The following is a 26,277-nucleotide window of genomic DNA, read 5'->3' on the forward strand; positions in this document are numbered from 1 at the left end:
GAAAAGAAAAAAGCGACCCGAATGGGGTCGCCTAGCAGAAGTGGTAAAGCAAATTCTGTAAATAGAGCAGCTTAACCAAGAAGCTATAAATTACACTGGAAGCAATGTGAGCAATGTCGTGTCAAAAAGAATTCGTGCAAGTTCTCGGAAAAATGTTTCATCACTTCTCAACTTTCAGTTAATCAACTTCTGTTAATAAGTCATTCAACGTCCTTGTGAACTCTTCCTCATTCCCTAAGACAGGTTTAATAATAATGATTCTCATTTCGTAGTCAACAGTTAAATGAGAAAAAATCTCATTTATTTTCACATCGCTTTAATGAAATGAACTCGAGATTCACGAAGATTAATTTTTTCTTCAAATTTTTCAATGATATACCCATTTCTCAATAACAATCGAAGCATAGCAGGAAACTGATTTCGAGATTTCACTTTTAACGTGTTATAGCCTTGCTCAGCCGCCCAATCTTCTTGTGCTTCCAAAAGCAATTGTGCCACGCCTTCATTTCGAGCCTCAGGAACGACACCACCCAACCAGCTATAGAAAACACCATCCTCTAATTCGTAACCTATTTTGAAGCCGACAATCGTGCCATTTTTTTCTGCAACGAGGATTAAACTGTTTTTCTCTTCTAAACGTTGAGTCATGGAGTCTACCGTTTCTCCTTTCGAAAATTCGGTAACACGTGCCACAACTTGAAGTGCTTCTTCCAATGTGCCTTCACGAATCAGCATTGTCATTGTTCTCTTCTCCAAAATAAAAATACCCAAGCACCTTGGATTGTTACTGTTGTAATCCGCCTGAGGTTACTTGGGTATATACAGACGAACAACTCTTGTTGGTCTGGTGTTTCTCACTGAGCGATAATTACTCTTCAGTCGCTTCCGGAGTACGATTTAGGTGTTGAGCAGTTTGTGCATTCTCTTCTGCCAACCACTCAGCCACATCTTTCGCAAAGTACGTTAAGATGCCGTCAGCACCTGCACGTTTGAAGCACAGTAGTGATTCCATCACAATTTCGCGCTCTTTGAGCCAGCCATTCATGATCGCCGCTTTATGCATCGCGTACTCGCCAGATACTTGATAAGCAAATGTCGGTACTTGAAGTTCAGTTTTTACTCGGCGAACTACATCTAAGTATGGCATACCAGGTTTAACCATCACCATGTCCGCACCTTCATTGATGTCTAGCGCCACTTCGTGAATCGCTTCATCAATGTTTGCTGGGTCCATTTGGTAGTTTTTCTTGTTGCCGCCTTTTAGATTTGAAGAAGAGCCAACCGCATCACGGAATGGTCCGTAGTAGTTCGATGCGTATTTAGCCGAGTAAGCCATGATTTGTGTATGAATGTAGCCCGCATTTTCTAATGCTTCGCGGATCTTACCAATACGGCCATCCATCATGTCTGAAGGCGCGACAACGTCAGCACCCGCTTCAGCGTGAGACAAAGCCTGCTTAACCAGTACTTCCGTGGTTTCATCATTCATTACGTAGCCATCTTCATCGATGATGCCGTCTTGGCCGTGCGTCGTGAATGGGTCAAGTGCCACATCTGTGATCACACCGATTTGAGGAATATGTTCTTTAAGCGCACGTACTGCTCGCTGAACCAAACCTTCTGGGTTGTAGGCTTCAGTAGCACATAAGCTTTTAGCGTCTTGGTTTACGACAGGGAAAAGCGCGATTGCTGGAACGCCTAGATTTGCAAGGTATTGCGCTTCTTCTAGCATTAAATCAATCGACAAACGCTCTACACCCGGCATGGACTCCACGCTCTCACGACGATCTTTACCCATTAGGATGAACATTGGGTAAATCAGATCATTAACAGAAAGTTGGTTCTCAGCCATCAAACGACGACTAAAATCGTGCTTACGTAAACGACGCATACGGCGTGCAGGGAATGGACCTTGAATTGATACAGACACCATTTTCTCCTTGTCTGGACGGTTATGATGATCAAATCATCTGGTGAACAAAATCATATCACTCTTGATGCATGTTGCGAGTGACAATCTGGAAAAAGGTAATGAAAAAAACTGAAAATGACCCAGCACTCACACTCAAGTATACTTCGAATACGAAACCAACCATGAAGCACAGAGAGTAACGATGATCGATACCCACGCGCACATCTATGCCAGCGAATTTGATAACGACCGCGATGAAGTAGTACAACGCGCCTTAGCGCAAGGCATTAATAAGATCCTGTTGCCAAACATCGATCTGGACTCTATTGAGCCCATGCTACAAACCGAAGCGGCGTATCCAGACGTGTGCCACTCAATGATGGGACTCCATCCTTGCTATGTGGATAACAACGTTGAGCAAACGTTGGAAATCATCCGCGGCTGGTTTGAGAAACACAAGTTTATTGCGGTGGGCGAAATTGGTATCGACCTGTATTGGGACAAAACCTATCGCGCCAAGCAAGAGATGGCATTCGTGACTCAGCTAAACTGGGCAAAAGAGATGGATTTACCAGTCGTTATCCACACTCGTGATTCGATTGAAGAAACACTCACTTTGCTAAGACAAGAGCAAGATGGTCGTCTGCGTGGTGTATTCCACTGTTTTGGAGGCAGCTTAGAAGAAGCGCAAGCAATCAATGAGCTAGGCTTCCACTTAGGCTTGGGTGGCGTATCGACCTTTAAGAATGGCGGGATGGATAAAGTCATTCCACATTTGGATATGCAGTGGGTCATTTTAGAAACCGATTGTCCATACTTAGCGCCAGTACCGCACCGTGGTAAGCGTAATGAACCAGCCTACACTTCTCTCGTTGCACAACGTGTTGCCGACTTGCGTGATGTCGATGTCGCAACTATCGATGCAATAACGACTGAAAATGCCAAAAAGCTGTTTAATATTTAATTCACGAAAATTGAAAAAAGCGACGAAATCAACGTCGCTTTTTTATTACCTAAACTATTGAATGAATGATTCAACCTATTGAAATAATAGAACAACCCACACAAAGTTATTGATAAACATAATAATTAACTAGCAACTCTACTTACCTCTCATATCGCCACTTTACTTCGTCTGTCTTGCAAAACTGTCGACAATTAGACATATTCTTTTTCTATACTGCTTTATGCCCATTAATTAGCACAAATGTAAAACAGCATGAATATGGAAGTTGAAGTGTGTACACATGGTGCTTACTTACAACGCGTACCGCGCAGTTTTTTTCAAAAGCTGCTGGGCATCAAGGAAGTATACGTATGCACAAAGTGTGGTTACGTCATGAAAGTTAAGTAGTTAGCCCAAGAAACAAACCAACCGCAAAAAAAGCGGCTCAATTGAGCCGCTTTTTACATCTACAGTAAACTTATTCTTCGGTTTCCGCTTCTGCCTCTTCGCCTCGACGCGTATAAAAACGCGCAAAGAACAAACCGACTTCAAACAGTAAACACATCGGAATAGCGAGTAAGGTTTGCGAGATCATGTCTGGTGGCGTTAACACCATACCTACGACAAACGCCGCCACAATGATATAAGGCCGTTTCTGTCTTAGATCTTCTGGTGTGGTGGCCCCAGTCCAACACAACAAAATAATCGCAACAGGCACCTCGAATGCGATACCAAACGCCATAAATAGCGCCAGTACAAAATCGAGATAGCTAGAAATGTCGGTCGCAAACTCTACACCACCCAATGAGATAGCAGTAAAGAAGCCAAACACTAGTGGAAACACCACAAAATACGCAAATGCCACACCGCAATAAAACAGCAGTGAGCTGGAAAACAGCAACGGCATAATCAAACGACGCTCATGTTTGTATAAGCCAGGAGCAACAAAGGCCCAAACTTGATACAAAATAAACGGCACCGCAATAAATACCGAAGCGATTAACGTCAACTTCAGTGGCGTGAAAAAGGGTGAAGCCACATCCGTAGCAATCATGGTCGCGCCTTCAGGTAGACGCTCTACTAAAGGTGCGGAAACAAACTCGTAAATGTGGTTAGAGAAATAAATTAGTCCGACAAACACCACCAACACTGCCAAAATTGAGCGCAGTAGTCGGTTGCGAAGCTCCAACAAATGACTAATTAAAGGTTGTGTCTGCTCGACGGTAGACATGGCAAACCTCTTATTAAAAACCAGATCAAAAAGGAGCTACCAATCACTAGTAGCTCCTCCTAATGAGACTATTCGGCTTTCTTATCTGCCGCTGTAACCTTGCTCTCTTCCGCTTTCTCTACCTTTTCTGCTGCTGGCTCTGTTTTTACAGGCTCAGCCTCTGAATCGGTGTTCTTTGCGTAAGGACGATTTACAGATTGCGCTGCCTTCTTCAATTCTTCGACTGAAGATTTCAACTCAGGAGACAAATCATCCATCCCCATTTGCTCTGCTTTGCGCAAGTTTTCTTGCAGCTCTTGGACTTTCAGCTCGTGTGACAATTCGTCTTTGACGCTATTTGCCATACTCTTAGCGGCACCGATAAAGCGAGACACGCTGCGAATAGCATGAGGCAAACGCTCCGGCCCAAGAACGACCAGACCAACAACAGATATTAATACCAGTTCCCAAAAACCGATATCAAACACGTTTTACGCCTGCTCTTTGTCTTTTTTCGTTTCAGGAGCAGCTTCTTTTTTCTGCTGCTCTTCTAGACTTTTTGGTTCGAAGTCTGCGTCTTTGTCATTTTTCGCAGGTTCATCTTCGCTCATCGCTTTTTTGAAGCCCTTAACGGCACCACCCAGATCGCCACCGATACCGCGTAGTTTCTTAGTTCCGAATAGCAATACAACAATTACAGCAATGATTAGAAGTTGCCAAACACTGATACCACCCATTCTCTTTACCTCGGGTCTTTAAATAAACAAAAATATTTCAAGAGTTTAACGTCTATTGACGATAAGCTCGCCAACTAAGCAGCCAAAATGTGACACCTGCGATACCGCTGGCCAACGAAAGCTGCTCAAAAGCATTGTTCACCAATATTGCCGAGCATACGACTAAAGTGGCGCCAACGCCAAATAAAAACTTTCCTGTCGCCTGCTGGCGCTTGCTCTGACGATACCCTTGATAAAGCTGATCCATGCGTTGGTTCATCGCTTTACCTTGTTTCAGGCTATCGTAAAGCAGCTCTGGCAGTTCCGGTAACTTCTCCGCCCAAAATGGTGCGCGATCTTTAATTGCATTCACCAAAGCTTGCGGCCCAACTTGATTCATCATCCATTCTTCAAGGAATGGTTTTGCGGTCTCCCACAAATCAAGCTGAGGGTACAGCTGCCTACCAAGCCCTTCCACGTACAGCAGCGTTTTTTGCAGCAATACAAGCTGTGGCTGAACCTCCATGTTGAATCGACGTGCCGTGTTGAACAAATTCAACAGCACATGACCAAAGGAGATTTCGCACAGCGGCTTAGCAAAAATAGGCTCACACACAATACGAATCGCGAACTCAAACTCATCGACATTGGTATCGGCAGGCACCCATCCTGAGTCCACATGTAACTCCGCCACTCGGCGGTAGTCTCGATTGAAAAACGCCAGGAAGTTTTCCGCCAGATAACGCTTGTCTTCACTATTAAGTGTACCAACGATTCCGCAATCTAGCCCGATCCACATTGGGTTCTCTGGGTGTTCTGGTTTGACGAACACGTTCCCCGGATGCATATCGGCATGGAAGAAGCTGTCTCGGAACACCTGAGTGAAGAACACACTCACGCCGCGCTCCGCGAGCAATTTCATATTGGTGCCATTTGCTTTCAAGCCTTCAATATCAGAGACTTGAATGCCATATATTCGCTCAGAAACCATGACAGTTTCATTACTGAAGTCAGGAAAAACTTCAGGAACATACAATTCTTCGCTGCCTTCAAAGTTGCGGCGCAACTGAATGGCATTCGCCGCTTCACGTCGTAAGTCGAGTTCATCAAGCAATGTTTTCTCGTACTCACGTACAACTTCAACTGGTTTCAAACGACGTGCTTCAGGCATCGCTCCGGCGACTATACGCGCCATTCGGTGCATCAGTTTTAGATCTGAATCAATGACCGGGCGAATATCTGGGCGGATAACCTTTAATACCACTTCTTGGTTAGAGTCTTTTAAACGCGCAGTATGCACCTGAGCAATCGACGCAGACGCCAGTGGTTTGATATCAAACTCGGTAAACCAGTTTTCTAACGGGCCACCTAATGCTTGCTCCATCTGCTTTTTTGCTAGCTCACCATCAAATGGCGCGACTTGGTCTTGAAGCAAAGCCAGGGGATCAGCAATGTGCGGAGGAAATAAGTCACGGCGCGTTGACATCATCTGACCGAACTTAATCCAAACCGGCCCCAGCTCTTGCAACGCTAAACGCAGGCGCTCACCGAGTGGTTTTTCTGGATGCTTGTTCTTAATCCAGAACAGGCTTTTGCGCAGTAATAACGGAGCTTTGGTCAGTTGGTGATCGGGAAGCAGCTCATCTAAGCCGTATTCCAGTTGTACTTTGGCGATGTGGTATAAGCGCTTTAGTTCTGCTGGCGTCATGGTTTCTCCAATGCCGGCTTATCCGCATCCAGCTTATTCAGCAAAGCAGTCAAGCGAGCTTCAACGCGAGAAGCCTGGCTGCGCACCTCATCAACCTGGTCGCAAAAATACGCCACTTCTAGAGGAGCAGGTGCCAACTTCCACTCTTCAGTCACTACTTGCGCAAGATGACGCTGGTGTTTCTCTGCTTGAGATGCGAGGAAGTTGCCTATGTTTTTTGAACCTTGCACAAAGGTATGTGCGGCGACATCGCCAGTTACGCGAGACAACCACTCTTCAACATCTGGCTTGCAATCCACCATCAACTGAGAGAATTTCTGCGCCAATTGAATATCGCCTTCAAGCTCAAGTTTATCTTGTTTAATAAGGCGAGTGATGTTGGCCTGGTCACGCAGCTCTGGCAACACGCTCAAGTTGAGCGATAAGTAGCAGTTAGGCTGCCCTTCGTAATGACCGAGCACATCAATTTGCTGACTAAAAACGAACGTCAGTGTTTTATTGATCTCTTTCAGGTGAACTTGAATAACTTGACCTTTTAGACGCGCTAAACGACGGCCCAATGCAGGGTCGTCTTTGATCAGAGTATTCAGTGACGTTTCAATCACAGCGGTGATAAGTGGTTCAAATGGCATGCCGTTAACCCTTAGAATTTATAACCGCGATGCAAAGCCACAATACCACCAGTTAAGTTGTAGTATTTGGTGTTTTCAAAACCTGCGTCTTGCATCATGCCTTCCAGCGTTTCTTGGTCTGGATGCATACGGATTGACTCCGCTAGGTAGCGGTAACTCTCTGAGTCATTCGCAACTAGCTCACCGATTCTCGGCAACAAGTGGAATGAATATGCGTCGTATACTTTCGATAACGGCTCTAGAACTGGTTTCGAAAATTCTAGCACCAATAGACGGCCGCCTGGCTTCAGTACGCGGAACATTGAACGAAGCGCTTTGTCTTTGTCAGTCACATTACGCAAACAAAAACTGATGGTGATGACATCAAAATAATCATCAGGGAACGGCAGTTCTTCTGCGTTGGCTTGAACGTAATGCACGTTACCCACAATACCGTTGTCACGCAGTTTATCGCGACCAACGTTAAGCATTGAATTATTGATATCAGCAAGGATGACATGGCCTTCATCGCCAACAATGCGCGAGAATTTCGCCGTTAAATCACCCGTACCACCACCTAGGTCAAGAATACGTTGGCCAGGGCGAGCGCCACTACAATCGATAGTGAAGCGCTTCCAAAGGCGGTGAATACCACCAGACATCAGGTCATTCATGATGTCGTATTTTGTTGCCACGGAGTGGAATACTTCGGCAACCTTAGTCACTTTTTCGTCTTTTGCCACTGTAGAGAAACCAAAGTGGGTGGTTTCATTCTCTAACGCTGTATTGGATTGCAAACTTGTGTCCGTCATTCTAATTCCTCTTAGGCAGCGCTTTCTCTCTGCGGGGCGTTTGCTGACAAATAAAATCGCCCACTGCACTGCGGGCGATTAGTTTACTTTATCCTCAGCCGGATGTCTTTCTACTAACGGGTCATTTTCTGAAAATGAATCACTCTGCGCTAACTGTGCGAGGTCAGAAGAAATTGGTCGTTTGATTTCAACCCCAAGGTGCTTAAAGCTTTCGGCTTGACGAATCACATTCCCGCGCCCTGTGGCAAGCTTGTTCATTGCGCCTTGATAGCTTTGATTCGCCTTATCCAGCGCACCGCCGAGCCCTTCCATGTCGTCCACAAACAATCGTAATTTGTCGTAGAGTTTTGTCGCGCGCTGCGCAATCATTTTGGCGTTTTCATTCTGGCGTTCATTGCGCCATAGATTATCAATGGTGCGCAGTGCCACCAGCAACGTTGTTGGGCTCACCAAAATGATGTTTTGCTCCATCGCGTCTTTGATCAAACTTGGATCGGCTTGAATCGCGACTTGGAACGCAGGCTCAACCGGAATAAACATCAGCACATAGTCCAAACTCTGAATACCTTTGAGTTTGTGGTAGTCCTTCATGCTTAAACCCTTAATGTGAGCACGCAGTGCGGCTAAGTGCGCACTCAAAGCCTGGTCTCGCTCGGCATCAGTTTCGGCGTTGAAATAGCGCTCATAGGCGACCAGCGCCATTTTGGAATCCACAACCACTTGTTTGTTTTGTGGGAGATGAACAATCACATCAGGTTGGTAGCGCTTGCCTGCTTCATTTTGCAAATTCACCTGAGTCTGATATTCGTGCCCTTCACGCAGTCCCGACTCGGCAAGCACCCTAGCGAGCACCACTTCGCCCCAATTACCTTGCTGCTTGTTGTCCCCTTTCAACGCTTGGGTCAAATTAACCGCTTCTCGCGTCATTTGCTCATTCAAACGTTGCAGGTTTTTGAGCTCATGCACTAAGGTATGGCGCTCTTTAGCTTCTTGGCTAAAGCTGTCATTAACGTGCTTTTTGAATCCTTCTAGCTGCTCTCGGAGCGGTGACAACAAACCTTCCAAACTCTGACGGTTTTGCAAGTCGACCTTCGCGGTTTTTTCTTCAAACAGTTGGTTGGCCAAGTGCTCAAATTGCTGTTTCAGGCGCGCTTCCGCTTGCTCTAGAATTTGCAGTTTTTCGGCATTGGCTTGGTTGATTTGCTCATGACGTGCTTGCTGCTCACGCAGTTGCGTTTCTAGACGTGATTTGTGCTCACGCATCTGACCAAGCTCATCAAAGTATTGTTGGCGCTCTTGCTTTACGGCCTCGAAGTAACGCAGTTTTTCCATTGCTGCCATCAGCTTTCCGTGTGTTTGGCGTACTTCAAACGCGGCTTTATCGCGCTCATCATCTAATTCATCCAACTCTTGCTGGGCATCGGCAAGGCTTTGTTTAACCTGTTCAAGCTGCTGTTGGTGAAACTGCTTTTCTGAAACAAGTTGTTGTTCGAGAAGCTGAGTTTGGGTGATAAAACGCTGTTTCACCCACCAACCGACGGCGACACCACTAAGCGTGGCAGCGCAAAGAGAAGAGAGAATGAGAGATTGGTACTCAAGAATCCATTGCATAATAGCGAGTTAGCCTGTGTTTTGTATCTATAACAATGGTATTTAGACACTGGATAAATGTCCAGTTTGTTGGATGAAAAATCCTCGCATACACTAGGCCTTCCTATAATATTCTTTCTTCCGCTCAAATGAACCAGACCGAGCGGCACATCATCACGCAGAGGCATCATGAACGAGCGTCGCGCCCTAGGATTTGGGCTCTCAGCAGTATTACTTTGGTCTACCGTTGCAACCGCATTTAAACTCACGTTGGCAGAATTTACGCCAATCCAAATGCTGTGCATTGCCAGTATCGTCTCTGCGCTTGCGCTGACGATAATCTGTGGTGTGCAAGGCAAGTTGGGCCAGTTAAGTGCCACCTTCCTCTCAAACCCTTGGTATTACCTACTGCTTGGGTTGATTAACCCCTTGGCGTATTACGTCATTCTCTTTAAAGCGTATGACTTGCTGCCTGCATCCCAAGCCCAAGCGATCAACTACAGCTGGGCCATTACCTTGACGCTAATGGCTGCTGTTTTCTTAGGGCAGAAGATCCGTGCTAAAGATTGGCTCGCTTGCGGTTTTAGTTATGTAGGCGTGATTGTGATTGCCACACAAGGCAATGTTCTCGGCATGCAATTCGAGAGCCCGTTGGGCGTGGGGCTGGCGCTGCTATCGACACTGTTGTGGGCTGGTTACTGGATTTTAAACACCAAAAATAAGGCCGACCCTGTGGTTGGTGTATTACTTGGTTTTTTGGTCGCTATTCCATTTGCCATTGGTTTAAGTATTTATGAAGGTGCGAGCTGGCAGGCAATCTCAATTAAAGGCTGGGCAGCGGTGACGTATGTCGGGCTATTTGAAATGGGGATTACTTTCGTCCTATGGCTAAGCGCCCTCAAATCGACACAAAACACAGCCCGCATCAGTAATCTGATCTTTGCTTCGCCATTCATCTCACTGATGCTATTGGCAACTATCATTGGTGAAGAAATTCATCCATCAACCTTGATTGGTTTAATACTGATCATCAGTGGATTAGTGGTCCAACAAGTATCGTGGGGTAAAAAAAACAAAGCCATGAGCACTTCTCAATGATGAACAAAAAACCTCAATAAACGATGCAATGAGTTGGATAAAAAAGAGATATAGCTAACAGTTTAATGATAGAAAGCGCCTTACGCTGCTGGGAATTACCTAAGCGTTGGATACGATACCAACACGGCCCAATAGCTTAAGCTAGATTCTAATACCACTATCTTTGGGCGCTTCAGGACACGTTATTAATTATGTTTCGCTTCGCTATTCCTTCGCCTTTGATGGCAGACTGGCAACAGGCTCTGCAACAATGCTGTGATGCTACTCAAGCTCAGGGACAACTTTATACTCTGAGCGATACCCAGCAGTGGCTATCAACTGAGGTGTCCACCTCGGTTCAAAATCATTGCGCTATCGTCGAAGTGGTAGTGCAAGTTGCCGATCAATTTAAACCGACAGACTTGACGATAAGCCACACATCCTTTGGACAGCAAACCTTGAGCATAGGTCCAATTTGGCTACCAAATGGCGATCTGTTTGCCGTATTAGCGCTAACTCACCCTGACGATCAAATCACGGTAGTGTCTGCTTGGCTGAGTGCATTAGTGGGGCGAATGAGCTTTGATGTCAGCTCACACTACCAGCAAGAACGAACACGCCATCAAACTGCAGCGACCACACCATTACCGACGCTGCAAGAGTTTATCGACTGCCTTGAAGACCATATTTGGATAAAAGGCATGGATGGTCTTTATTCGATGACCAATCGAAGCGTAGAAAATGCGTGGCAAAAGACCAACAGTGAGATCATCGGCAAAGACGATTTCGCACTGTTTAGCCACGAACGAGCAGAGAAGTTCATTGAGGCCGATAACTTGGTCGTGGCGACAGGCACGCTGAACATCGTCGAAGAATGCCGCCAAATTGATGAAAACAATAACCCAACTTGGCTAGAAACCATTAAGTCTCCTGTCCGTGATAATGACGGTAACTTAATTGGCATTCTGGGCATGACACGCAACATCACACGCCGGAAAATGGTCGAAACGCAACTCTCATTGGCGTCCAAAATTTTTAATAACTCACAAGAAGGCATGGTCATTACTGATCGCAATGCCAACATCATTGATGTAAACACAGCCTTTACTCAAATCACCGGCTATCGCTCTGAAGAGGTGATTGGAAAGAACCCCAGAATTCTGCGCTCTGGTCATCATGACCAAGGCTTCTATAAACAGTTGTGGCATCAGCTCGAAACCAAAGGTCAATGGAAAGGCGAGTTCATCAACCGAAAGAAAGATGGCAGCATTTACCCGCAGTTAGCGACCATTAGTGCCGTAATGGACGATAAAAATCATCTCATTAACTACATCTGTGTATTTGAAGATATTTCCGTGCGTAAAGCACACGAAGAAAAACTGCAGCGCATGGCCTTTTATGATCCGTTAACGAATCTACCTAATCGCACCCATTTACTTAGCTTGCTTGAGCAACACATTGAAACCGGGCACAAGAACCAACAGACGTTTGCCACCCTATTTCTGGATATCGACCATTTCAAGCACATCAACGATAGCATGGGTCACTTTTGTGGTGATCAGTTGCTGTCTAAGTTGGCTATCCGTCTGCAAGATATTCTTCACTTAAATGCGCATGTGGCTCGTATTGGCGGCGATGAGTTCGTGATCATTTTGCCGGACGTCCACAGTGATGTGGCTTTGCTGGAAACCGTCGGCGATATTCTCAGCGTTTTCCAACAACCGTTCGACTTGGCAAATCACGACTCACTGCGCGTCTCGACCAGTATTGGCATAGCCTTATACCCAAGAGACGGCCAAGACAGCGAAACCTTACTCAAAAACGCAGATACGGCGATGTACTTAGCGAAGAAAAATGGACGCAACGGCTACGCGTTTTACTCGCCAGATTTAACCGATAAATCGGTATCTCATGTGCGCATTCAATCTGCTTTGCATCAAGCGATAGAAAAACAGCAACTTCGATTAGAGTTCCAGCCACAATATAACTTGGAGCAACATGCGATTGTTGGCGTTGAAACCTTATTACGCTGGCAGCACCCCGAATTTGGCCTTGTACCACCAGCCGACTTTATTCCAATTGCAGAAAAAACGGGGCTTATCCAAAGCATTGGCGAGTGGGTCTTGCTACACGCTTGTCAGCAAGGAAATGCTTGGCTGAAACAAGGCGTTGAGTTTGGCAGAATTGCGGTTAATGTGTCGGCATTACAGCTTCAGCAATCGAATTTCATTCAGAGATTGAGCGATATCCTCAATCAAACCGGTTTTCCTGCTCAACGGCTGGATTTGGAGATAACCGAGAGCTTTTTACTGATCGACCCTCAACAAGCCATTGCGTCGTTAAATCAACTAAGAGGGTTAGGCATCGAGATTTCTCTGGATGATTTCGGCACAGGCTATTCGTCTTTGTCTTATTTAAAAGGTTTACCCATCAATAAGCTGAAAATTGACCGCTCGTTTGTCAGTGATGTACCCAGCAACAGCGATAGCAATGCGATTGTGAATGCGATTATCGCCATGGGCAAAACACTGTCATTGAAAGTGGTAGCGGAAGGAATAGAAACTCAGGAGCAAGCCGATTACTTGTTCGAAAAAGGCTGTGTTTACGGTCAAGGGTATCTTTTTAGCCAGCCAGTAAGTGCGGAAAAACTTTTTCGTTGAGCCAGCTTGTAGCCCAAGTCATTCTCGTGGAGCCACATCCTCGGGGATGGTTTGGCTTGGTTGACTGTGAGTTGATTGACACAGCTCCAGACGCTCAACCAAAATATTAATGCAGACCAATAGCGGTACACCGATTAAGAGCCCCATACCACCCCAAAGCCAACCCCAGAACACGAGCCAAACGAAGATCACTAACGGATTTAAATTGAATCTTTTCCCTAATAACGTTGGCGTGACAAACTGGCTTTCAATCAAGTTGATCAACAAATAGATAGACACCACAGTGAGCATAAAACTGACCGACTCCAACTGCAGATAAGCCACAAAACCGAAACTCACCATGGAGATGACTGGGCCGAGATACGGCGCAAAATTCATCACGCCAGCAAACGCACCCCACAAGAACGGGTCCTCAAGGCCTAAAACAAAAAACACAGCCCCAACACTCAACCCAAGTCCCGCATTCACCAACGTGATAGTGCCAATGTATCGAGATAGGTCTTTCTGTAGTGCTTTGACCAGTTCAATCGCTTGGCGCTGCTTGGCAAACCCATGCAAGTACGACACTGACTTTCGAAATAAGCTGCGTCCGTGATTGAGCATAAAATAAACCATAAACAGCACGATCATCGCTTGTGTCAAAATGGTCGGCGTCGTGGTCGCGAGTGTCTTCACCAAAGAAAATACGGTATTGTTCCCGACTTCATCCATACCCATATCGCTGGCAATATTCAGCGGCGTATTAAGGTGATCCGCCGAGGCTTGAGTCACTTCGCTCACTTCTTGCGACACATTTTTCACGATACTGGGCAGTTCAGACCACCACTGCTTGGCAGGCTCCGACATGGCAGCAAGGCCAATAATTGAAGCACCAACCAAGAATGACAGAGTCACCACGACGGTAATCGCGCGCGGTAAACCTTTGTCTTCAAGATAGTTAATGAAAGGACTGCATAACAGAGAAATAAAGGTACTAAGCACAATAGGTAACAAGATTGGCTTAGCAAAATACAGCCCAGGAACGAGCAATAAGACAAGAAGGGTTGCACCAATCGCGGTGTTGGCAGGGATGTTCAATTTCGCTGTCATAAAAAGGCTCAAGGTCGGTAGGAATGATTATCGGCGAAAGCCGTTATTGGGGTTGCTCGACTTCTGCTTATGTCGCGGTCTCTTCTGTCGAAGCAGTATTGCTTGCTTGTGGTTCTGCATTTTGACCTTGTTCTACGCCCGACTGGTTAGAAGACGCTGCCATAACTGGCTTGGCAAGCGAATCCGTCAGTTCGGAGACACTACTCGCCAATAGCCCCATGGAAGAGATAGAGGAAGTCAGTCGAGACAATCGACCCGCTTTGGCAGCGGTAACAGCAACGACAGCACTAATACCTAGCGTCGTCCAAGGATTTTCTTTCACAAACTTCTTAGTGGTAAATGTGAACATTTCCATCGACAAGCAGCATTGCTCTAAAGATGCCTTACCTTCCATCCGCTTGATTCGCATGGCTCGATTGAGCTTTTGTAGCGAGCGCATCCCACCCCTCCTGCAACTGTTCTGCCGTATTTTTGAATCCAAGGAAACCAACTAAACGCTTCTGCCACCAAGCTAAAGACAGTAATGCCAAACCTAAGGACGCAATAAATACGCCCACGGCAACATACACGTTAGCGGTCAGCTGATAAGCCACCACACCAGAGGCAAGGCACAAACTGAACACGAACAATACCGACAATAAGGTAAAAACAATGGTGCACAGCAAAATCTGTCGCGCTGCGGACGCATTAATTTTCACCTCCAAGAGGAACAAATCCAACGTTGAACCCGACCACGCTTTCAGCGATTGAGTCAATTGGTCCAGTTGTGAAAGAATACTGCTCAAACCATTGATGGTTTGTTGGATATCCTGCTCTTCTGCCCCACTTGGGGCTCGACCGCTGTCTGCTGCGGCCGAGCCCGGTTGCTGGTTGGTGACTTGTCCGGAATTATTCATTGGAACCCTCGCCTTCTGTTATGTGGCTTAATCCGTTGGACCGTGATTATTTGATCAGCTTCGAAACCGCCCAACCCGCAAGGAAGGCACAACCAATGCTCAGCAATGGACGCTCCTTGATAACGTTCTCTGCCGACTTGGTCGCCTGCTGAACGTGTTCCGCGCCCACATCAAATTTCTCTTTAGCTTGGTCTTTCATTGCGCCGACGGCTTCCGTCGTGGCTTGCTCCGCTAAGTGATATGCTTCTTCTAACTGCTCTTGAGGTTTTACTGTGCTTTCTTTTGTTGTAGCCATAACTAGCCTCCGTTGATGAGTTGAGTAGTAAATCAAGTGAAACAACTTTTGAACTCACTTACTCACAACAAAGCCATATCCGTGCCAAAATTATAAGTATTTGTTTTTATTTGATTTTTATTTTGTTTCACGACAAACCCTTATCTGTACGTGTAATTCTTTCCAGACTTCCCCAACATTCTTGTAATTTTTTCTTAGCACCACGTCTGCAACCCTCCAATTCTTGCGCAATAAACTCATAACCAATTGATTAATAGAAAAATAACATTCATTGGCATACAACCTGCAACTAAAGATGAAACATCTGTGTTTGTTCCCCATACGTACAAACACTCCCATCACCAACCAAATCAGGAGTGAGATATGAAAAATGAAAATATCGCCTCAATCATTGAGCTTATCGAGAGCGGAAATGACATTTACAACAAGGCCATTGAGAACATTGACAACACTTCTTTGAATAATGTGTTGGTAGAACTGCTTAGAGTACGTGAGCGAGCGGTGCTTGAGCTTACTCCCTACACATTGGCAAATAACCAGGAAGACTCTGCCGACGACACTCCGGTTTCCTACACCATTAAAGCGCGTGAGGTATACAGCGATGTGATGAAGGAGGTGTCTTCTGACAAAGAGTCCATGTATTTGGAACAGCTCGAAGGTGTTGAAAGCAAGGTGCTCAAAGAGATCGAAAACCTAATTACTAGCCACCCAGAGCAAGCGGATAATTCGGTTCTACTGAAAGTTCGCAGTGATATCAAAAGCTGTAAAGAAAAGCTCAGCAGCATCAGCCTTATCAGCTGATCCTTAGTGGTCGCCTTTGCAATCAAGCGCTGGCAGAGAAAATGGCCAACCCGTTTTGGCCATTTCTGATAAGACCACAGGCACCTCAATACAACCAAAACTAGAAAACACTAAACCGAGTAATCAACACGGTAGTCATAAATAAAGAGGTCAGTATGACATTGGATAATAATCGAGTAAGGGAGCTACTCGTAAAAATGACACACCATCGCCAAACGTGTTTGCCTCTCGTTAATCCGCAATCGCATATGACACTCGCAAGAGCGGCGTATCGATTCGTTAAAATAGAAAAAGTGATGATCAAAAAGATGGCGAAGTTGTTCTTCGACCAAGATGGTGAACAATTCATTGCAGAAAATGCCACCGAATACGGCGTTGCCGAATTAGGTAATTACAAAGAAATGCATTTCATGAACAAGTTGTTGTTAGATGATTTAAAAGCGCTACTCAGAGCCATTGACGACACTAACTTAACGGCGCTTGTTTCTTACTGGTTAGCTGCTTTACAAGTCGAAAACGATGAAATTGAAAAGCACTTACCCCAGGGTGAGTAGTCATACTCACCCCCTTCTTCCTTTCACTTCGAGAACGATAAATAGACGCTCTCTCAGATACAAAAAAAAATGCCGATATAAAAAAGCCGCTGCACCTACGCAGCGACCTTATTGGTTCCCTCAAAACTACGACTAAACCGGTAAACAAAGGCACGCTACAAAGCACTAGGCAAATGGCGCATTATCCACTGCTTATCTGTTTTAAAGCTAAGCCGATTTACTTCTCCCGCTTGGGACAAATACATTCAACGATTTTGGACGAAGCTTAATCGCTAATTGCTCATCAGAATAAAGCTCACCATCAATCACATACTCAATCGGTTTGTTCGCAGAAATAGTGACATTCTGAGCCGTCGCGTATTGAAAATGAGTCGATTCCTCCTGCGCACCTACGCTGGTTAATGTCAGATCAGACAATGCGATGAGGCGTCCACCTAAAGATTCGGTGTTATCTAAATACGTGATATGCAGCTTGCCATCGTCAGGCTGCGGAGCACCACCACCTTGCGCGAGCAACGTACTAAAAGGAGCGATGTTCGCAACAACAAAGCTATGAACTTCTAGCGTTTGTGATCCATTTTCGCGGTTTCCATCTTCAAATGGCGCATCCATCGCAACAGTCAACGTCTGCGTATCTTCCGCCACCACCGCGTTAAAAAAGCCCGTTAAGTAGGCCAATTGTCCAAAGGTGTTTTTCTCTTCTCGCTGCGCATGCTCGATCATTTTCTGCTCTAGGCCAATACCTAGGACTAACAATATAAGCCTCTGATTACACTCCGCCGTATCAATACGTTGGCAGTGACCTGCTAGCAATGCTTCACACGCTTTTTCGACTGGTGAGAATTTTGCGCCAACTCCATAGAGCACATGACACAACGCATTGGCGGTTCCGAGCGGAACAATGCCGAGTTTTATGTCGGTACCTACCAGCTGGCTCGCCACTTCCGTCACTGTGCCATCGCCACCCGCTACGATAATTTGCTTAGCCCCACTTTCTTTTGCCTGTTGTGTTAGCTGCTCGGCGCTGAGATTTGTGGTGGTTTGATGAATACTCAAGCGATATTTTTTGGTTAGTTCACGAATCAAGTGCTGTTTGTTTTCCTCCCATTTGCCGCCACCTGCAACAGGGTTAACCACCATCCAAGTGGATTGATCCAGATCCAGTACGCCTTTTTCACTTATCGCTCGTAACGTTTTGATCTGCAATTTATTCAATCTCGCGGTACTGCGCACGTCATTGATTTTTTTCATCACAGATTCAACCGTCAGCGACGGGTCTTTGCTCAGTAGATACGCCGCAACAACAAACACCGAACGACCGCGCCCTAACGCACAATGCACAACCACAGCTCGCGAGCACGAGATTTGCGTATCAATCCAGTTAATCGCATGGCGAAGGCGCTCTAGCGTTGGGGCTTTGTGGTCGAGTACCGGAATCGAAAGGTAATGAAACTGCTTGTCGGTCATCGCACTTTCAAGCCCAGCAAATTCTGCGGTGACATCGACAATACAAGAGATGTCATTGGATTCGAGAAAATCTAAGTCACTCTGAAATAGCCGACGGGAGAGGTATAAATTATCGCTGACTTTTTGGATCGGAGGCACAGTATCGCGCCGTCTTTCCCAGGCATTATATGCTCTAGCGCCCAGTAAAAAGGGGATGAATGCCCAGCGGATCCACCTGACAATCTTGCCGTCTTGGTTTTTTCTAAAAATGGAGGGAATGTCGAAAACGTAGGCTACGCTGACTAATGCTAAAGAAAGAGATACCCATAAGAACAACAGGCTAACCATGATTTGGGGAATATAAATAGCGGCCAATAAACTGATCAGAGCGCCAAGAATATAATATTTGATGATAAACATTCGCTCTCCTTGCCTTCAGCGAGTGCGCTTTTTTAGTGAAAGTGAGAATAAGCTGGTTTTAGTTTAGGCTAATTAGCTTGGTAAACGCTTTGATTGGGCCCCTTCCCGTGCCGAAATGGCACGAAAAGGACCAATACTCCACCTAACTAGCCATTTCTTCGACGTAGCTATCCGCTAGTTTCATTTTCTGCTGATCGGTCATCACCTTACCGGCCAATTGGAAAAAACGCTGCTCTTCTTCTTCGAGGTGGTGCAATACTTTGTGACGCAAAGTTTTCATGAGGTTGAGCCATGCTGGCGAGCTCATGTCGGTTGCATCAAGCTGCGCAATCACTTTATCAATCTCGTGGTGCTCTGCGATGCCATGACGAGTAAGATCGATGGTTTTATCGCTCTCGATTAAAGGCGCGTAGAAAAAGCGCTCTTCTGCGGCGGCGTGCTGTTCGAGTTCATCCTTCAGATTGAGGTAAAACTCTTCGCGTACAGGGGAATCTCCAGACGTTTCCATCAGAGCATCGAGTAAAAGGCGTTGCTTTTCATGACTCTCTTTTAGTACATCAAATATGTTTTTCATCTTTGACTCCTCATCTGATTGTAAACAATTGGGATAAAAGGAAGGGCGGTGATTGACCGCCCTTCTCTTACATTGCTGTGAACAAAAAGCTGACCTGACTCGACTAACAATCTTGGTCTTCTGCGTTCAAGTTCTCTTTAATATTTTCACACTCATCTTCAATCGCGTTTTGAGTTTCTTCGGCGGCTTCATCTATCTTCTTGCCTGCCTGTTCCATTGGCCCTTCTTCACTACAAGCAGCCAGTGCGAACACCAAACCAAATACTGCGGCGATACGGTAAATTAATGACGTAAGTCGCATGAAATCTCCTATCTATTTACGTTTTTTCTTCCTAGCAGAACAATCACTATTGATACAATTAATGACAATAGGAATAGGTAAAATATCACTTGCGCGATAGAGGCCGCTGCCCCTGCAATACCAGTAAAACCTAGTAGTGCAGAAACCAGTGCCAAAGCCAGAAAAATAAACATCCAACGAACCATAGTGTTACCTCCTAATAAAAGTGGGTTAAATCACTCGGCTCGTTATTATTGAACCACTTCTAGCTTATCAATCACCTTATTTACATCATTGGTATTATTTGCAATTGAAAGTGCAAGATCATGCTCCGCATCTGAATTAACCTTACCTGCCAACGTTACCGTTTTACGTTCCGTCGTTACATCAATGTCCGTACCACTTACATTGGTATCCATCAGTAGGCGCGTTTTAACTATAGTCGTGATTTTAGAGTCGGTCAGTGTGGCTAATGCCTCTGAATCGGTTTCTTTCTTACCTTCATTCACCACTGACAATTCGTTATTTACTTCTTTCACACCATCAAGACCTGTTACAAGCTCTTCGGCAAGCGATTTTTCAAGGTCATTGTTTACCGAACCAGAAAGGGTAACTACCTGATTTTCAACATCGGTGTTGATATCAAAAGAGTTAAGGTTACTGTTTAGCAGCAGCGTAGTTTCGGCTTTACCATCTAGCCAAGCGTCCATGGATTCTTTTTCCCATTTATCACTCGCTAAGACTGCTGTAGATGAAGTAGCAAGAACTGACGTAAGTACAATTTTAGCTGCGATGTTATTCATGGTAATTCTCCTTTATTGACGTTGTATTTCCATAGGAGCAAACCATGTGCCAAGTTTTTAACCAATTGTTTTTAAAGGAATAATAAAAACAAGAGGTGAAAATAAGACTAACAAGTAAACATAAGCATGAATTATTTACACAGAAGAAATGTAATTTTTAATCGTTAATAATTTCGCAATCAATCACATAATACGCCAATAAAAGAAGAGATATTATTTCTTCGACTTCACTTAATCGCAGAATTATTATTTAAAACGTGAGACACCCGAATAAAGAAGCAATATTTATCAGAATTATTACTGATATATACCAAGATAGGTTAAACAAAATTAAAATAGCCTACAGACCCTTAAATCTTTGCTGACAATATTTTGTCTTGTGCACTTAGAATAATCCACGTACATTGTTTCTGTCATAGTAAAGAGGACATTTCTATGTCGTTGCCAAGCCTGTTTCTACGAATACAAGACCCGACACTTAAAGATGCTATTGCCTCTTGCCAGGAACTGAACAAATTTCGTCTGCATAATACCGATGCCGCAGATAGTTGGATTGAAGATTTCCTCCAACTCAAACCGGAAGTTGCGATTGTTGAAGTCGCCCACTTTACTAGCGCAGATTACCAGCGCCTTTCTAATATCGAAGACATCTACGATATGGACTTGATCATCATTAGCTCTGGTGCTCCAAACGAAAATTTGGATAAGCTAATGAACTTAGGTGCAATTTTTCACTACAGAAAACCCGTCGATATTGCCATTTTGACGGACACCCTAAGCGAAGTCAGCCAGTACTATCAGCAAAAACAAGATCAAGGACGTAAAGTGTCCACTAGCGATCTCGACCAATTTGGCCTTTTGGTGGGGTCCTCATCGCCAATGCATCAGCTCTATCGCATGATCCGACGCGTCGCAAAAACAGAAGCCAACGTCCTCATTGTCGGTGAAAGCGGCTCGGGTAAAGAGTTAGTCGCACAGACCATTCATTTAGCTAGCGATCGCAAGCAACAACCCTTTATCGCGATTAACTGTGGTGCGATTAGCCCAGAGTTGGTCGATAGTGAACTGTTTGGCCATGAAAAAGGCGCCTTTACCGGAGCGAATAAAACTCACCAAGGTGTATTTAAACAGGCAGAAGGCGGCACGCTGTTTTTAGATGAAATCACCGAGATGCCTATCGAGCATCAAGTGAAGCTATTGCGTGTGTTGGAAACCGGAGAGTATCGCCCAGTAGGTAGTAATACGGTGCATATCGCCAACACTCGCATCATTGCCGCCACCAACCGTGATCCTAAAGTCGCCATTGAAGAGCAGTTCCTGCGTGAAGATCTGTTTTTCCGTTTATCGCACTTCCCATTAACGATACCGCCACTGCGAGAGCGAGGCGGTGACATCGTCGGTCTGGCTAAGCACTTTATCGCGCACCGCAACGCAAATGAGGCTAAAACCAAAACCATTCTTGATTCTGCCATCCAAAAAATCGCCGTGCACGATTGGCCAGGTAATGTCCGTGAGCTCAAACACACGATCGAGCGCGCGTTTATTTTGGCTGATGACACTATCCGAGATGAACACTTGATATTCGATACGCCACCATTGGAAACAGGCACCAGCATCGAAGACCTCGTTCCAGCGGGCGTATCACTAGAAGAGCTAGAAAAAGCCGCCATTCTCAATACCCTTGAAGAGAATCAAGGCAATAAAACGGAATCAGCGCAGGAATTAGGCATTAGCGTTAAAACGCTCTACAACAAACTCGAAAAGTATCAAGACGAGTAACTCGCTGTGGGAATACAATGAGAATATAAAAAGGGCACGGAATACAATTCAGTGCTCTTTTTTATCTTATCTTTTATGCGGATGTGTAGCGTTTGATTACACCCACTGACCCGCGACAAAGCCGCTCGACCAGCACCACTGAAAATTGTAGCCCCCTAACCAACCAGTCACATCCATCACTTCGCCAATGAAGTACAGCCCTTTGATATCTTTGCATTCCATGGTTTTCGAAGATAAGTGATCGGTATCCACACCGCCGAGTGTCACTTCCGCGGTTCGGTAGCCTTCAGTGCCATTAGGGGCGATATCCCAATGTTCTAAACGCGCCACAATCGCCGCAAGCTCCTTTTGATTGAACTGCTTTAACGGTTTATCGACCAGCTCTTTACGTTCAATCAAGACTTCAACCAAGCGCTTTGGTAGCACTTTAGCGAGCGTATTTTTGAGCGACTGATTCGGATGCTTTTCACGGCTGCGTTCTAATAACTCGGCAACATCATCATTTGGCACCAGATTAATCGACACCTTTTGCCCCGCTCGCCAGAATGATGAAATCTGTAAAACGGCTGGGCCAGATAAACCACGATGTGTGAACAACAGGGCTTCTTTGAACATGGTGCCATCTTCAGCTGTAATTTCCGCAGGTACCGCGATACCAGATAACTCAGCAAAGTCTTCTTTGTCTTCTTTATGCAACGTAAATGGCACCAGCCCTGCCGTAGTTGGGATAACTCGAAGACCAAATTGTTCCGCGACTTTATAACCAAATGGTGTCGCCCCCAGTTTTGGCATCGACAAGCCACCTGTTGCGATAACTAAAGACTCACACTCAACTGGCTCGGTACCCGCGTGCAAACGAAAACCTTCATCGATTTTCTCAATTGAGTGAACATCGCATTGGTAACGCTGCTCGATATTCGGCATGTCACACTCAGCCAACAGCATCTTCACGATGTCTTTCGCCGTAAACGCATCGACACAAAACAGCTGACCGTGATCGCGCTCTTCAAATTCAATACCATGCTTACACACCATCGAGATAAAATCCCAGTTGGTGTATTGAGAAAGCGCCGACTTAACGAAATGCGGGTTTTGGCATAGGTAGTTGCTGGCTGAGACGTCGTAATTAGTGAAGTTACAACGGCCACCGCCTGAGATAAGGATTTTACGTCCTGGCTTTTTAGCATGATCGAGCACCAAAACACGGCGGCCTCGCTTGCCGGCTTCTGCAGCACACATCAAACCCGCTGCACCTGCGCCAATTACAACAACATCAAATTTCTTACTCATCGGTAGCTCTTAGACTGATTGGGATCGAATCGAAATAAAAAAGGATGTGCACATTGCACATCCTTGCTTTCTAGGCGCGACATTCTACCGACAAATCTCGAAGGGGAAAAGCGCTTAAACGGTAAGCGCTATGCATACCCGTACAATCCTAGGAGATTAACTCGCTAGATTATTGATTCTTTAAAGAATGAAGGCCGCGAGTAGGGTAACACCGAGCAAAGCGGTCGATAAAACAAATAGCTCACGCACCCTTTCGCACTTACCAGTAAAAATCTCATCGTGGTGATGGTGATATTCTTTACTTTTGATGTAGTGGAACAAACGCACCTGTTTGGTGACATTTCCATGGGTGGTAAAAAAGCCATTGCCATCAACTTGCTGATATAACAACGGATGCGCTTCACGCATGATGTAAATTAGAGAACGAAGAGCGGTGAGATACCGGATCATGTTGACTCCAGTTACCACCATTAGCGCAAATAAGATTGTGTCTCCACTGATCATCTTTTCCTCCCTACATCTTCAACAATGCTCAAGAGAAAAAGACGATCAATGCTTCGTCTTTACCCGCTACTTATAGCGTCAAAAAACGCGTTTACGCAGCTGGAGCATCCATGATTGAAGATGAACCTTCTTTCGCCATTTGTGCTAGATCTTTGTCGATGAAGAACAATGCTTTACCATCTTCACCTACTAATTCGATCTTATCTAAAATCCCTTTAAACAACTTCTCTTCTTCGTGCTGTTCAGACACGTACCACTGTAGGAAGTTAAACGTTGAGTAGTCTTGGCTAGTAAATGCAACATGTGCCAATTTATTGATTTTTTCCGTGATCATTTGCTCATGTTCGAAGGTCTCGCGGAAAACATCACCTAAGCTAGCAAAATCATGCTTTGGTGCATCAATAGCGCCCAAAATTGGCATTGAGCCAGTTTCACTTACGTAGGTGAATAGGCGTTGCATGTGCTCCATTTCTTCTACGGCGTGAGCGCGTAAAAATTCAGCCGCACCTTCAAAACCTTTGTCTTCACACCAAGCACTCATTTGTAAGTATAGATTGGATGAGAAAAATTCTAGGTTAATTTGCTCATTCAATTGTTCGACCATAGTTTGAGACAGCATGTTAACTCCTATTAATGTGCATGCAATATACCCAAGTAACCTCGAGATAAACGACGCCGCGAGATTGACTTGCTCTACATCAGAGGCAAGGTTTTACTTGAACTATAGTCAGTAACGGAGCGCTGAACTCCGCATCTCAAAGTCACTTGGGTATAACGCCACTATAACATGATTACTGAGACAAGACTTTGTACCTACGACACTGATATGAGATCACTTCAGCAAATTTTTTTGGGGGTTAGTGCTAATCTAAAACTATGACCTTACAAGGAGATAGCAATATGAGTTACAAACACATACTTGTGGCAGTCGACCTGTCAGACGACAGTAAAGTGTTGATTAAAAAAGCCGTATCACTGGCTAAACCTCTGGATGCGAAAGTCTCTTTTATTCACATCGACGTGAACTACGCAGAGCTCTACACCGGGCTTATCGACATCAATATGGCAGAAGCGCAACATCAAGCAATGGAAGCGTCGCGCACACAATTGGCGAATTTCGCAGAATATGCGCAATACCCAATAGCCCATACGTTGGTCGGTAGTGGCGATTTGAGTAATGAGCTGTGCGATACCATTCAAGACTACAGTATCGATTTGGTGGTTTGTGGTCATCACCAAGATTTCTGGAGCAAGATTCTGTCTTCGACTCGACAACTGATTAACTGCTCTCCAGTCGATATGCTGGTCGTACCGCTAAAAGACTGATTGGCGCGACGTTAAAACTTGGTTAGACTGCGGGCACATTTGTTGTTGATAAAGATTCTCATCCATGGCTTATCTATCCGCAGTTACCCTACTTTGGGCATTCTCATTTAGCCTGATCGGCGTTTACCTCGCTGGTCAGGTTGATTCTTGGTTCTCGGTGTTCATGCGCGTGGCACTGGCGAGTCTGGTTTTCATTCCCTTTTTAAAATTCCGCGGCGTTAGCAAATCCTTAATCGCGAAACTGATGACGGTCGGTGGCTTTCAGCTTGGTCTGATGTACTGCTTCTACTACCAATCTTTTTTGCTCCTTTCCGTGCCAGAAGTATTGCTGTTCACCGTATTCACACCCATTTACGTCACGCTGATCTATGACTTCTTGAAAGGTCGCTTTTCACCTTGGTATTTGGTTACCGCGGCGATTGCTGTATTTGGCGCAGCCTGGATTAAGTTTGCAGGCATTAATGAAGACTTCCTGCTGGGTTTTTTGGTCGTACAAGGAGCAAACCTCTGTTTTGCCATTGGTCAGGTAGGCTACAAATACATCATGGAAAGTGAGCCGGTTGATTTGCCACAACACACCGTGTTTGGTTACTTCTACTTAGGTGCGCTTTGTGTAGCAACCGTGGCTTTCGCTCTGATGGGCAACCTCGACAAACTACCCACCACCGCAACGCAATGGGGCATTCTGACGTACCTTGGTTTAATTGCTTCCGGTTTTGGTTACTTCGCGTGGAACAAAGGCGCAACCATGGTAAACGCAGGAGCACTTGCAGTAATGAACAACGCGTTAGTGCCAGCAGGTTTGATTGTGAACATTGTGATTTGGAACCGCGATGTTGATGTCATGCGACTCGCCATTGGCGGTGCGATCATCATGCTATCGCTATGGATTAACGAAACCTGGGTGAAAAAGCGCGTCGAAATGAGCTACGCCAAGAAGTAAAGCGACCGCTCCCAACACACATACCGACAATAAAA

29 protein-coding genes are annotated in these 26,277 nt (G+C 45.3%); 8 read left to right on the top strand and 21 right to left on the bottom strand.

Annotation, left to right across the window (positions count from 1 at the left end):
• Nucleotides 1-306 precede the first annotated feature (306 nt).
• Nucleotides 307-741 (bottom strand): GNAT family N-acetyltransferase, encoded by a 435-nt coding sequence (locus FKN16_RS08580; protein ID WP_012841227.1) that lies wholly within the window; start codon nucleotides 739-741, stop codon nucleotides 307-309.
• A gap of 127 nt (nucleotides 742-868) precedes the next feature.
• Nucleotides 869-1,930: a porphobilinogen synthase gene (gene hemB / locus FKN16_RS08585; protein ID WP_031777176.1), complete on the bottom strand. Its 1,062-nt coding sequence runs from the start codon at nucleotides 1,928-1,930 to the stop codon at nucleotides 869-871.
• Between the two features lie 184 nt (nucleotides 1,931-2,114).
• Here hemB and FKN16_RS08590 point away from each other — a divergent pair, with 184 nt between their 5' ends.
• Entirely contained in the window at nucleotides 2,115-2,876 is a 762-nt protein-coding gene (locus FKN16_RS08590) for a TatD family hydrolase (protein WP_104971128.1), read from the top strand.
• Nucleotides 2,877-3,336: 460 nt separating this feature from the next.
• Here the strand turns inward: FKN16_RS08590 and tatC are convergent, their stop codons facing one another.
• From tatC to rmuC, 7 genes are all read right to left on the bottom strand, one after another.
• The gene (gene tatC / locus FKN16_RS08595; RefSeq protein ID WP_005394442.1) at nucleotides 3,337-4,089 is read right to left on the bottom strand and encodes a twin-arginine translocase subunit TatC; all 753 of its coding nucleotides are present in this window, start codon (nucleotides 4,087-4,089) and stop codon (nucleotides 3,337-3,339) included.
• A 68-nt stretch (nucleotides 4,090-4,157) separates the two neighbouring features.
• The gene (gene tatB, locus FKN16_RS08600; protein WP_005382959.1) at nucleotides 4,158-4,556 is read right to left on the bottom strand and encodes a Sec-independent protein translocase protein TatB; all 399 of its coding nucleotides are present in this window, start codon (nucleotides 4,554-4,556) and stop codon (nucleotides 4,158-4,160) included.
• A 3-nt stretch (nucleotides 4,557-4,559) separates the two neighbouring features.
• Nucleotides 4,560-4,805: a Sec-independent protein translocase subunit TatA gene (gene tatA, locus FKN16_RS08605; RefSeq protein ID WP_005382958.1), complete on the bottom strand. Its 246-nt coding sequence runs from the start codon at nucleotides 4,803-4,805 to the stop codon at nucleotides 4,560-4,562.
• A 52-nt stretch (nucleotides 4,806-4,857) separates the two neighbouring features.
• Complete coding sequence (ubiB, locus tag FKN16_RS08610; protein WP_104974618.1) at nucleotides 4,858-6,492, bottom strand: ubiquinone biosynthesis regulatory protein kinase UbiB; 1,635 nt, start codon at nucleotides 6,490-6,492, stop codon at nucleotides 4,858-4,860.
• The gene (locus tag FKN16_RS08615) at nucleotides 6,489-7,124 is read right to left on the bottom strand and encodes an SCP2 domain-containing protein (protein WP_005394440.1); all 636 of its coding nucleotides are present in this window, start codon (nucleotides 7,122-7,124) and stop codon (nucleotides 6,489-6,491) included. Before FKN16_RS08615 ends, ubiB begins: the two co-directional genes overlap by 4 nt.
• An 11-nt stretch (nucleotides 7,125-7,135) precedes the next feature.
• Nucleotides 7,136-7,915, bottom strand: coding sequence for a bifunctional demethylmenaquinone methyltransferase/2-methoxy-6-polyprenyl-1,4-benzoquinol methylase UbiE (gene ubiE / locus FKN16_RS08620; RefSeq protein ID WP_005379210.1), 780 nt, complete (start codon nucleotides 7,913-7,915; stop codon nucleotides 7,136-7,138).
• Between the two features lie 78 nt (nucleotides 7,916-7,993).
• Complete coding sequence (gene rmuC, locus FKN16_RS08625) at nucleotides 7,994-9,526, bottom strand: DNA recombination protein RmuC (protein WP_104971126.1); 1,533 nt, start codon at nucleotides 9,524-9,526, stop codon at nucleotides 7,994-7,996.
• A gap of 168 nt (nucleotides 9,527-9,694) precedes the next feature.
• Between rmuC and FKN16_RS08630 the strand changes: the two genes are divergently transcribed.
• Together FKN16_RS08630 and FKN16_RS08635 are read left to right on the top strand one after the other, a co-directional pair.
• Nucleotides 9,695-10,603, top strand: coding sequence for a DMT family transporter (locus FKN16_RS08630; protein WP_170902480.1), 909 nt, complete (start codon nucleotides 9,695-9,697; stop codon nucleotides 10,601-10,603).
• A gap of 191 nt (nucleotides 10,604-10,794) precedes the next feature.
• Complete coding sequence (locus FKN16_RS08635; RefSeq protein WP_164666599.1) at nucleotides 10,795-13,242, top strand: bifunctional diguanylate cyclase/phosphodiesterase; 2,448 nt, start codon at nucleotides 10,795-10,797, stop codon at nucleotides 13,240-13,242.
• An 18-nt stretch (nucleotides 13,243-13,260) separates the two neighbouring features.
• Here FKN16_RS08635 and FKN16_RS08640 read toward each other — a convergent pair whose 3' ends face one another.
• The 4 genes from FKN16_RS08640 to FKN16_RS08655 all read right to left on the bottom strand — a co-directional run bounded on the left by FKN16_RS08640 (nucleotide 13,261) and on the right by FKN16_RS08655 (nucleotide 15,522).
• The gene (locus FKN16_RS08640; protein WP_170902481.1) at nucleotides 13,261-14,331 is read right to left on the bottom strand and encodes an AI-2E family transporter; all 1,071 of its coding nucleotides are present in this window, start codon (nucleotides 14,329-14,331) and stop codon (nucleotides 13,261-13,263) included.
• 67 nt (nucleotides 14,332-14,398) lie between these two features.
• Nucleotides 14,399-14,770 carry a hypothetical protein gene (locus FKN16_RS08645; protein ID WP_225311738.1) on the bottom strand — a complete coding sequence of 124 codons (372 nt, stop codon included), beginning with the start codon at nucleotides 14,768-14,770 and terminating at the stop codon, nucleotides 14,399-14,401.
• Complete coding sequence (locus tag FKN16_RS08650) at nucleotides 14,715-15,227, bottom strand: hypothetical protein (RefSeq protein ID WP_170902482.1); 513 nt, start codon at nucleotides 15,225-15,227, stop codon at nucleotides 14,715-14,717. Before FKN16_RS08650 ends, FKN16_RS08645 begins: the two co-directional genes overlap by 56 nt.
• A 46-nt stretch (nucleotides 15,228-15,273) precedes the next feature.
• Entirely contained in the window at nucleotides 15,274-15,522 is a 249-nt protein-coding gene (locus FKN16_RS08655) for a hypothetical protein (protein WP_005394426.1), read from the bottom strand.
• A gap of 363 nt (nucleotides 15,523-15,885) precedes the next feature.
• Between FKN16_RS08655 and FKN16_RS08660 the strand changes: the two genes are divergently transcribed.
• Nucleotides 15,886-16,323 carry a DUF2383 domain-containing protein gene (locus tag FKN16_RS08660; protein ID WP_005394423.1) on the top strand — a complete coding sequence of 146 codons (438 nt, stop codon included), beginning with the start codon at nucleotides 15,886-15,888 and terminating at the stop codon, nucleotides 16,321-16,323.
• Nucleotides 16,324-16,478: 155 nt separating this feature from the next.
• Nucleotides 16,479-16,877: a hypothetical protein gene (locus FKN16_RS08665; protein WP_005379193.1), complete on the top strand. Its 399-nt coding sequence runs from the start codon at nucleotides 16,479-16,481 to the stop codon at nucleotides 16,875-16,877.
• Nucleotides 16,878-17,084: 207 nt separating this feature from the next.
• Here the strand turns inward: FKN16_RS08665 and FKN16_RS08670 are convergent, their stop codons facing one another.
• The 5 genes from FKN16_RS08670 to FKN16_RS08690 all read right to left on the bottom strand — a co-directional run bounded on the left by FKN16_RS08670 (nucleotide 17,085) and on the right by FKN16_RS08690 (nucleotide 20,400).
• Entirely contained in the window at nucleotides 17,085-18,743 is a 1,659-nt protein-coding gene (locus tag FKN16_RS08670; protein WP_170902483.1) for a diacylglycerol kinase family protein, read from the bottom strand.
• Nucleotides 18,744-18,885: 142 nt separating this feature from the next.
• Nucleotides 18,886-19,317, bottom strand: coding sequence for a hemerythrin domain-containing protein (locus FKN16_RS08675; RefSeq protein WP_170902484.1), 432 nt, complete (start codon nucleotides 19,315-19,317; stop codon nucleotides 18,886-18,888).
• 103 nt (nucleotides 19,318-19,420) lie between these two features.
• On the bottom strand, nucleotides 19,421-19,618 hold the full coding sequence (locus tag FKN16_RS08680; protein WP_048624594.1) for a hypothetical protein: 198 nt from the start codon (nucleotides 19,616-19,618) through the stop codon (nucleotides 19,421-19,423).
• Nucleotides 19,619-19,626: 8 nt separating this feature from the next.
• Nucleotides 19,627-19,803 (bottom strand): DUF1328 family protein, encoded by a 177-nt coding sequence (locus FKN16_RS08685; protein ID WP_012841233.1) that lies wholly within the window; start codon nucleotides 19,801-19,803, stop codon nucleotides 19,627-19,629.
• Between the two features lie 45 nt (nucleotides 19,804-19,848).
• On the bottom strand, nucleotides 19,849-20,400 hold the full coding sequence (locus tag FKN16_RS08690; RefSeq protein ID WP_047009372.1) for a BON domain-containing protein: 552 nt from the start codon (nucleotides 20,398-20,400) through the stop codon (nucleotides 19,849-19,851).
• Between the two features lie 435 nt (nucleotides 20,401-20,835).
• On the opposite strand from FKN16_RS08690, the gene FKN16_RS08695 reads away from it, so the two are divergent.
• The gene (locus FKN16_RS08695) at nucleotides 20,836-22,179 is read left to right on the top strand and encodes a sigma-54 dependent transcriptional regulator (RefSeq protein WP_074191874.1); all 1,344 of its coding nucleotides are present in this window, start codon (nucleotides 20,836-20,838) and stop codon (nucleotides 22,177-22,179) included.
• 96 nt (nucleotides 22,180-22,275) lie between these two features.
• On the opposite strand, the gene FKN16_RS08700 is transcribed toward FKN16_RS08695, so the two are convergent.
• The 3 genes from FKN16_RS08700 to ftnA form a co-directional block, all read right to left on the bottom strand.
• Nucleotides 22,276-23,469, bottom strand: a complete 1,194-nt coding sequence (locus FKN16_RS08700) for an NAD(P)/FAD-dependent oxidoreductase (RefSeq protein ID WP_047009370.1) — start codon at nucleotides 23,467-23,469, stop codon at nucleotides 22,276-22,278.
• Between the two features lie 180 nt (nucleotides 23,470-23,649).
• On the bottom strand, nucleotides 23,650-23,973 hold the full coding sequence (uspB, locus tag FKN16_RS08705) for a universal stress protein UspB (protein WP_005394407.1): 324 nt from the start codon (nucleotides 23,971-23,973) through the stop codon (nucleotides 23,650-23,652).
• A 91-nt stretch (nucleotides 23,974-24,064) separates the two neighbouring features.
• Nucleotides 24,065-24,592, bottom strand: a complete 528-nt coding sequence (gene ftnA, locus FKN16_RS08710; protein WP_005379167.1) for a non-heme ferritin — start codon at nucleotides 24,590-24,592, stop codon at nucleotides 24,065-24,067.
• A 281-nt stretch (nucleotides 24,593-24,873) separates the two neighbouring features.
• Between ftnA and uspA the strand changes: the two genes are divergently transcribed.
• Both uspA and FKN16_RS08720 read left to right on the top strand, forming a co-directional pair.
• Nucleotides 24,874-25,299 carry a universal stress protein UspA gene (uspA, locus tag FKN16_RS08715; RefSeq protein ID WP_005379165.1) on the top strand — a complete coding sequence of 142 codons (426 nt, stop codon included), beginning with the start codon at nucleotides 24,874-24,876 and terminating at the stop codon, nucleotides 25,297-25,299.
• Nucleotides 25,300-25,363: 64 nt separating this feature from the next.
• Nucleotides 25,364-26,242: a carboxylate/amino acid/amine transporter gene (locus FKN16_RS08720; protein WP_006741764.1), complete on the top strand. Its 879-nt coding sequence runs from the start codon at nucleotides 25,364-25,366 to the stop codon at nucleotides 26,240-26,242.
• The last annotated feature ends 35 nt before the right edge of the window (nucleotides 26,243-26,277 follow it).

This window comes from Vibrio sp. 11-4(1) (assembly GCF_013048625.1).
GTDB classification, from domain to species: Bacteria; Pseudomonadota; Gammaproteobacteria; order Enterobacterales; family Vibrionaceae; genus Vibrio; species Vibrio diabolicus.

Excerpts from the sequence above, each read along its gene's own strand:
- FKN16_RS08580 (WP_012841227.1), bottom strand. The coding sequence starts at position 741 with ATGACAATGCTGATTCGTGAAGGCACATTGGAAGAAGCACTTCAAGTT.
- FKN16_RS08590 (WP_104971128.1), top strand. The coding sequence starts at position 2,115 with ATGATCGATACCCACGCGCACATCTATGCCAGCGAATTTGATAACGAC.
- tatC (WP_005394442.1), bottom strand. The coding sequence starts at position 4,089 with ATGTCTACCGTCGAGCAGACACAACCTTTAATTAGTCATTTGTTGGAG.
- tatA (WP_005382958.1), bottom strand. The coding sequence starts at position 4,805 with ATGGGTGGTATCAGTGTTTGGCAACTTCTAATCATTGCTGTAATTGTT.
- ubiB (WP_104974618.1), bottom strand. The coding sequence starts at position 6,492 with ATGACGCCAGCAGAACTAAAGCGCTTATACCACATCGCCAAAGTACAA.
- FKN16_RS08615 (WP_005394440.1), bottom strand. The coding sequence starts at position 7,124 with ATGCCATTTGAACCACTTATCACCGCTGTGATTGAAACGTCACTGAAT.
- ubiE (WP_005379210.1), bottom strand. The coding sequence starts at position 7,915 with ATGACGGACACAAGTTTGCAATCCAATACAGCGTTAGAGAATGAAACC.
- rmuC (WP_104971126.1), bottom strand. The coding sequence starts at position 9,526 with ATGCAATGGATTCTTGAGTACCAATCTCTCATTCTCTCTTCTCTTTGC.
- FKN16_RS08630 (WP_170902480.1), top strand. The coding sequence starts at position 9,695 with ATGAACGAGCGTCGCGCCCTAGGATTTGGGCTCTCAGCAGTATTACTT.
- FKN16_RS08635 (WP_164666599.1), top strand. The coding sequence starts at position 10,795 with ATGTTTCGCTTCGCTATTCCTTCGCCTTTGATGGCAGACTGGCAACAG.
- FKN16_RS08640 (WP_170902481.1), bottom strand. The coding sequence starts at position 14,331 with ATGACAGCGAAATTGAACATCCCTGCCAACACCGCGATTGGTGCAACC.
- FKN16_RS08645 (WP_225311738.1), bottom strand. The coding sequence starts at position 14,770 with ATGCGCTCGCTACAAAAGCTCAATCGAGCCATGCGAATCAAGCGGATG.
- FKN16_RS08650 (WP_170902482.1), bottom strand. The coding sequence starts at position 15,227 with ATGAATAATTCCGGACAAGTCACCAACCAGCAACCGGGCTCGGCCGCA.
- FKN16_RS08655 (WP_005394426.1), bottom strand. The coding sequence starts at position 15,522 with ATGGCTACAACAAAAGAAAGCACAGTAAAACCTCAAGAGCAGTTAGAA.
- FKN16_RS08660 (WP_005394423.1), top strand. The coding sequence starts at position 15,886 with ATGAAAAATGAAAATATCGCCTCAATCATTGAGCTTATCGAGAGCGGA.
- FKN16_RS08665 (WP_005379193.1), top strand. The coding sequence starts at position 16,479 with ATGACATTGGATAATAATCGAGTAAGGGAGCTACTCGTAAAAATGACA.
- FKN16_RS08670 (WP_170902483.1), bottom strand. The coding sequence starts at position 18,743 with ATGTTTATCATCAAATATTATATTCTTGGCGCTCTGATCAGTTTATTG.
- FKN16_RS08675 (WP_170902484.1), bottom strand. The coding sequence starts at position 19,317 with ATGAAAAACATATTTGATGTACTAAAAGAGAGTCATGAAAAGCAACGC.
- FKN16_RS08680 (WP_048624594.1), bottom strand. The coding sequence starts at position 19,618 with ATGCGACTTACGTCATTAATTTACCGTATCGCCGCAGTATTTGGTTTG.
- FKN16_RS08685 (WP_012841233.1), bottom strand. The coding sequence starts at position 19,803 with ATGGTTCGTTGGATGTTTATTTTTCTGGCTTTGGCACTGGTTTCTGCA.
- FKN16_RS08690 (WP_047009372.1), bottom strand. The coding sequence starts at position 20,400 with ATGAATAACATCGCAGCTAAAATTGTACTTACGTCAGTTCTTGCTACT.
- FKN16_RS08695 (WP_074191874.1), top strand. The coding sequence starts at position 20,836 with ATGTCGTTGCCAAGCCTGTTTCTACGAATACAAGACCCGACACTTAAA.
- FKN16_RS08700 (WP_047009370.1), bottom strand. The coding sequence starts at position 23,469 with ATGAGTAAGAAATTTGATGTTGTTGTAATTGGCGCAGGTGCAGCGGGT.
- uspB (WP_005394407.1), bottom strand. The coding sequence starts at position 23,973 with ATGATCAGTGGAGACACAATCTTATTTGCGCTAATGGTGGTAACTGGA.
- ftnA (WP_005379167.1), bottom strand. The coding sequence starts at position 24,592 with ATGCTGTCTCAAACTATGGTCGAACAATTGAATGAGCAAATTAACCTA.
- uspA (WP_005379165.1), top strand. The coding sequence starts at position 24,874 with ATGAGTTACAAACACATACTTGTGGCAGTCGACCTGTCAGACGACAGT.
- FKN16_RS08720 (WP_006741764.1), top strand. The coding sequence starts at position 25,364 with ATGGCTTATCTATCCGCAGTTACCCTACTTTGGGCATTCTCATTTAGC.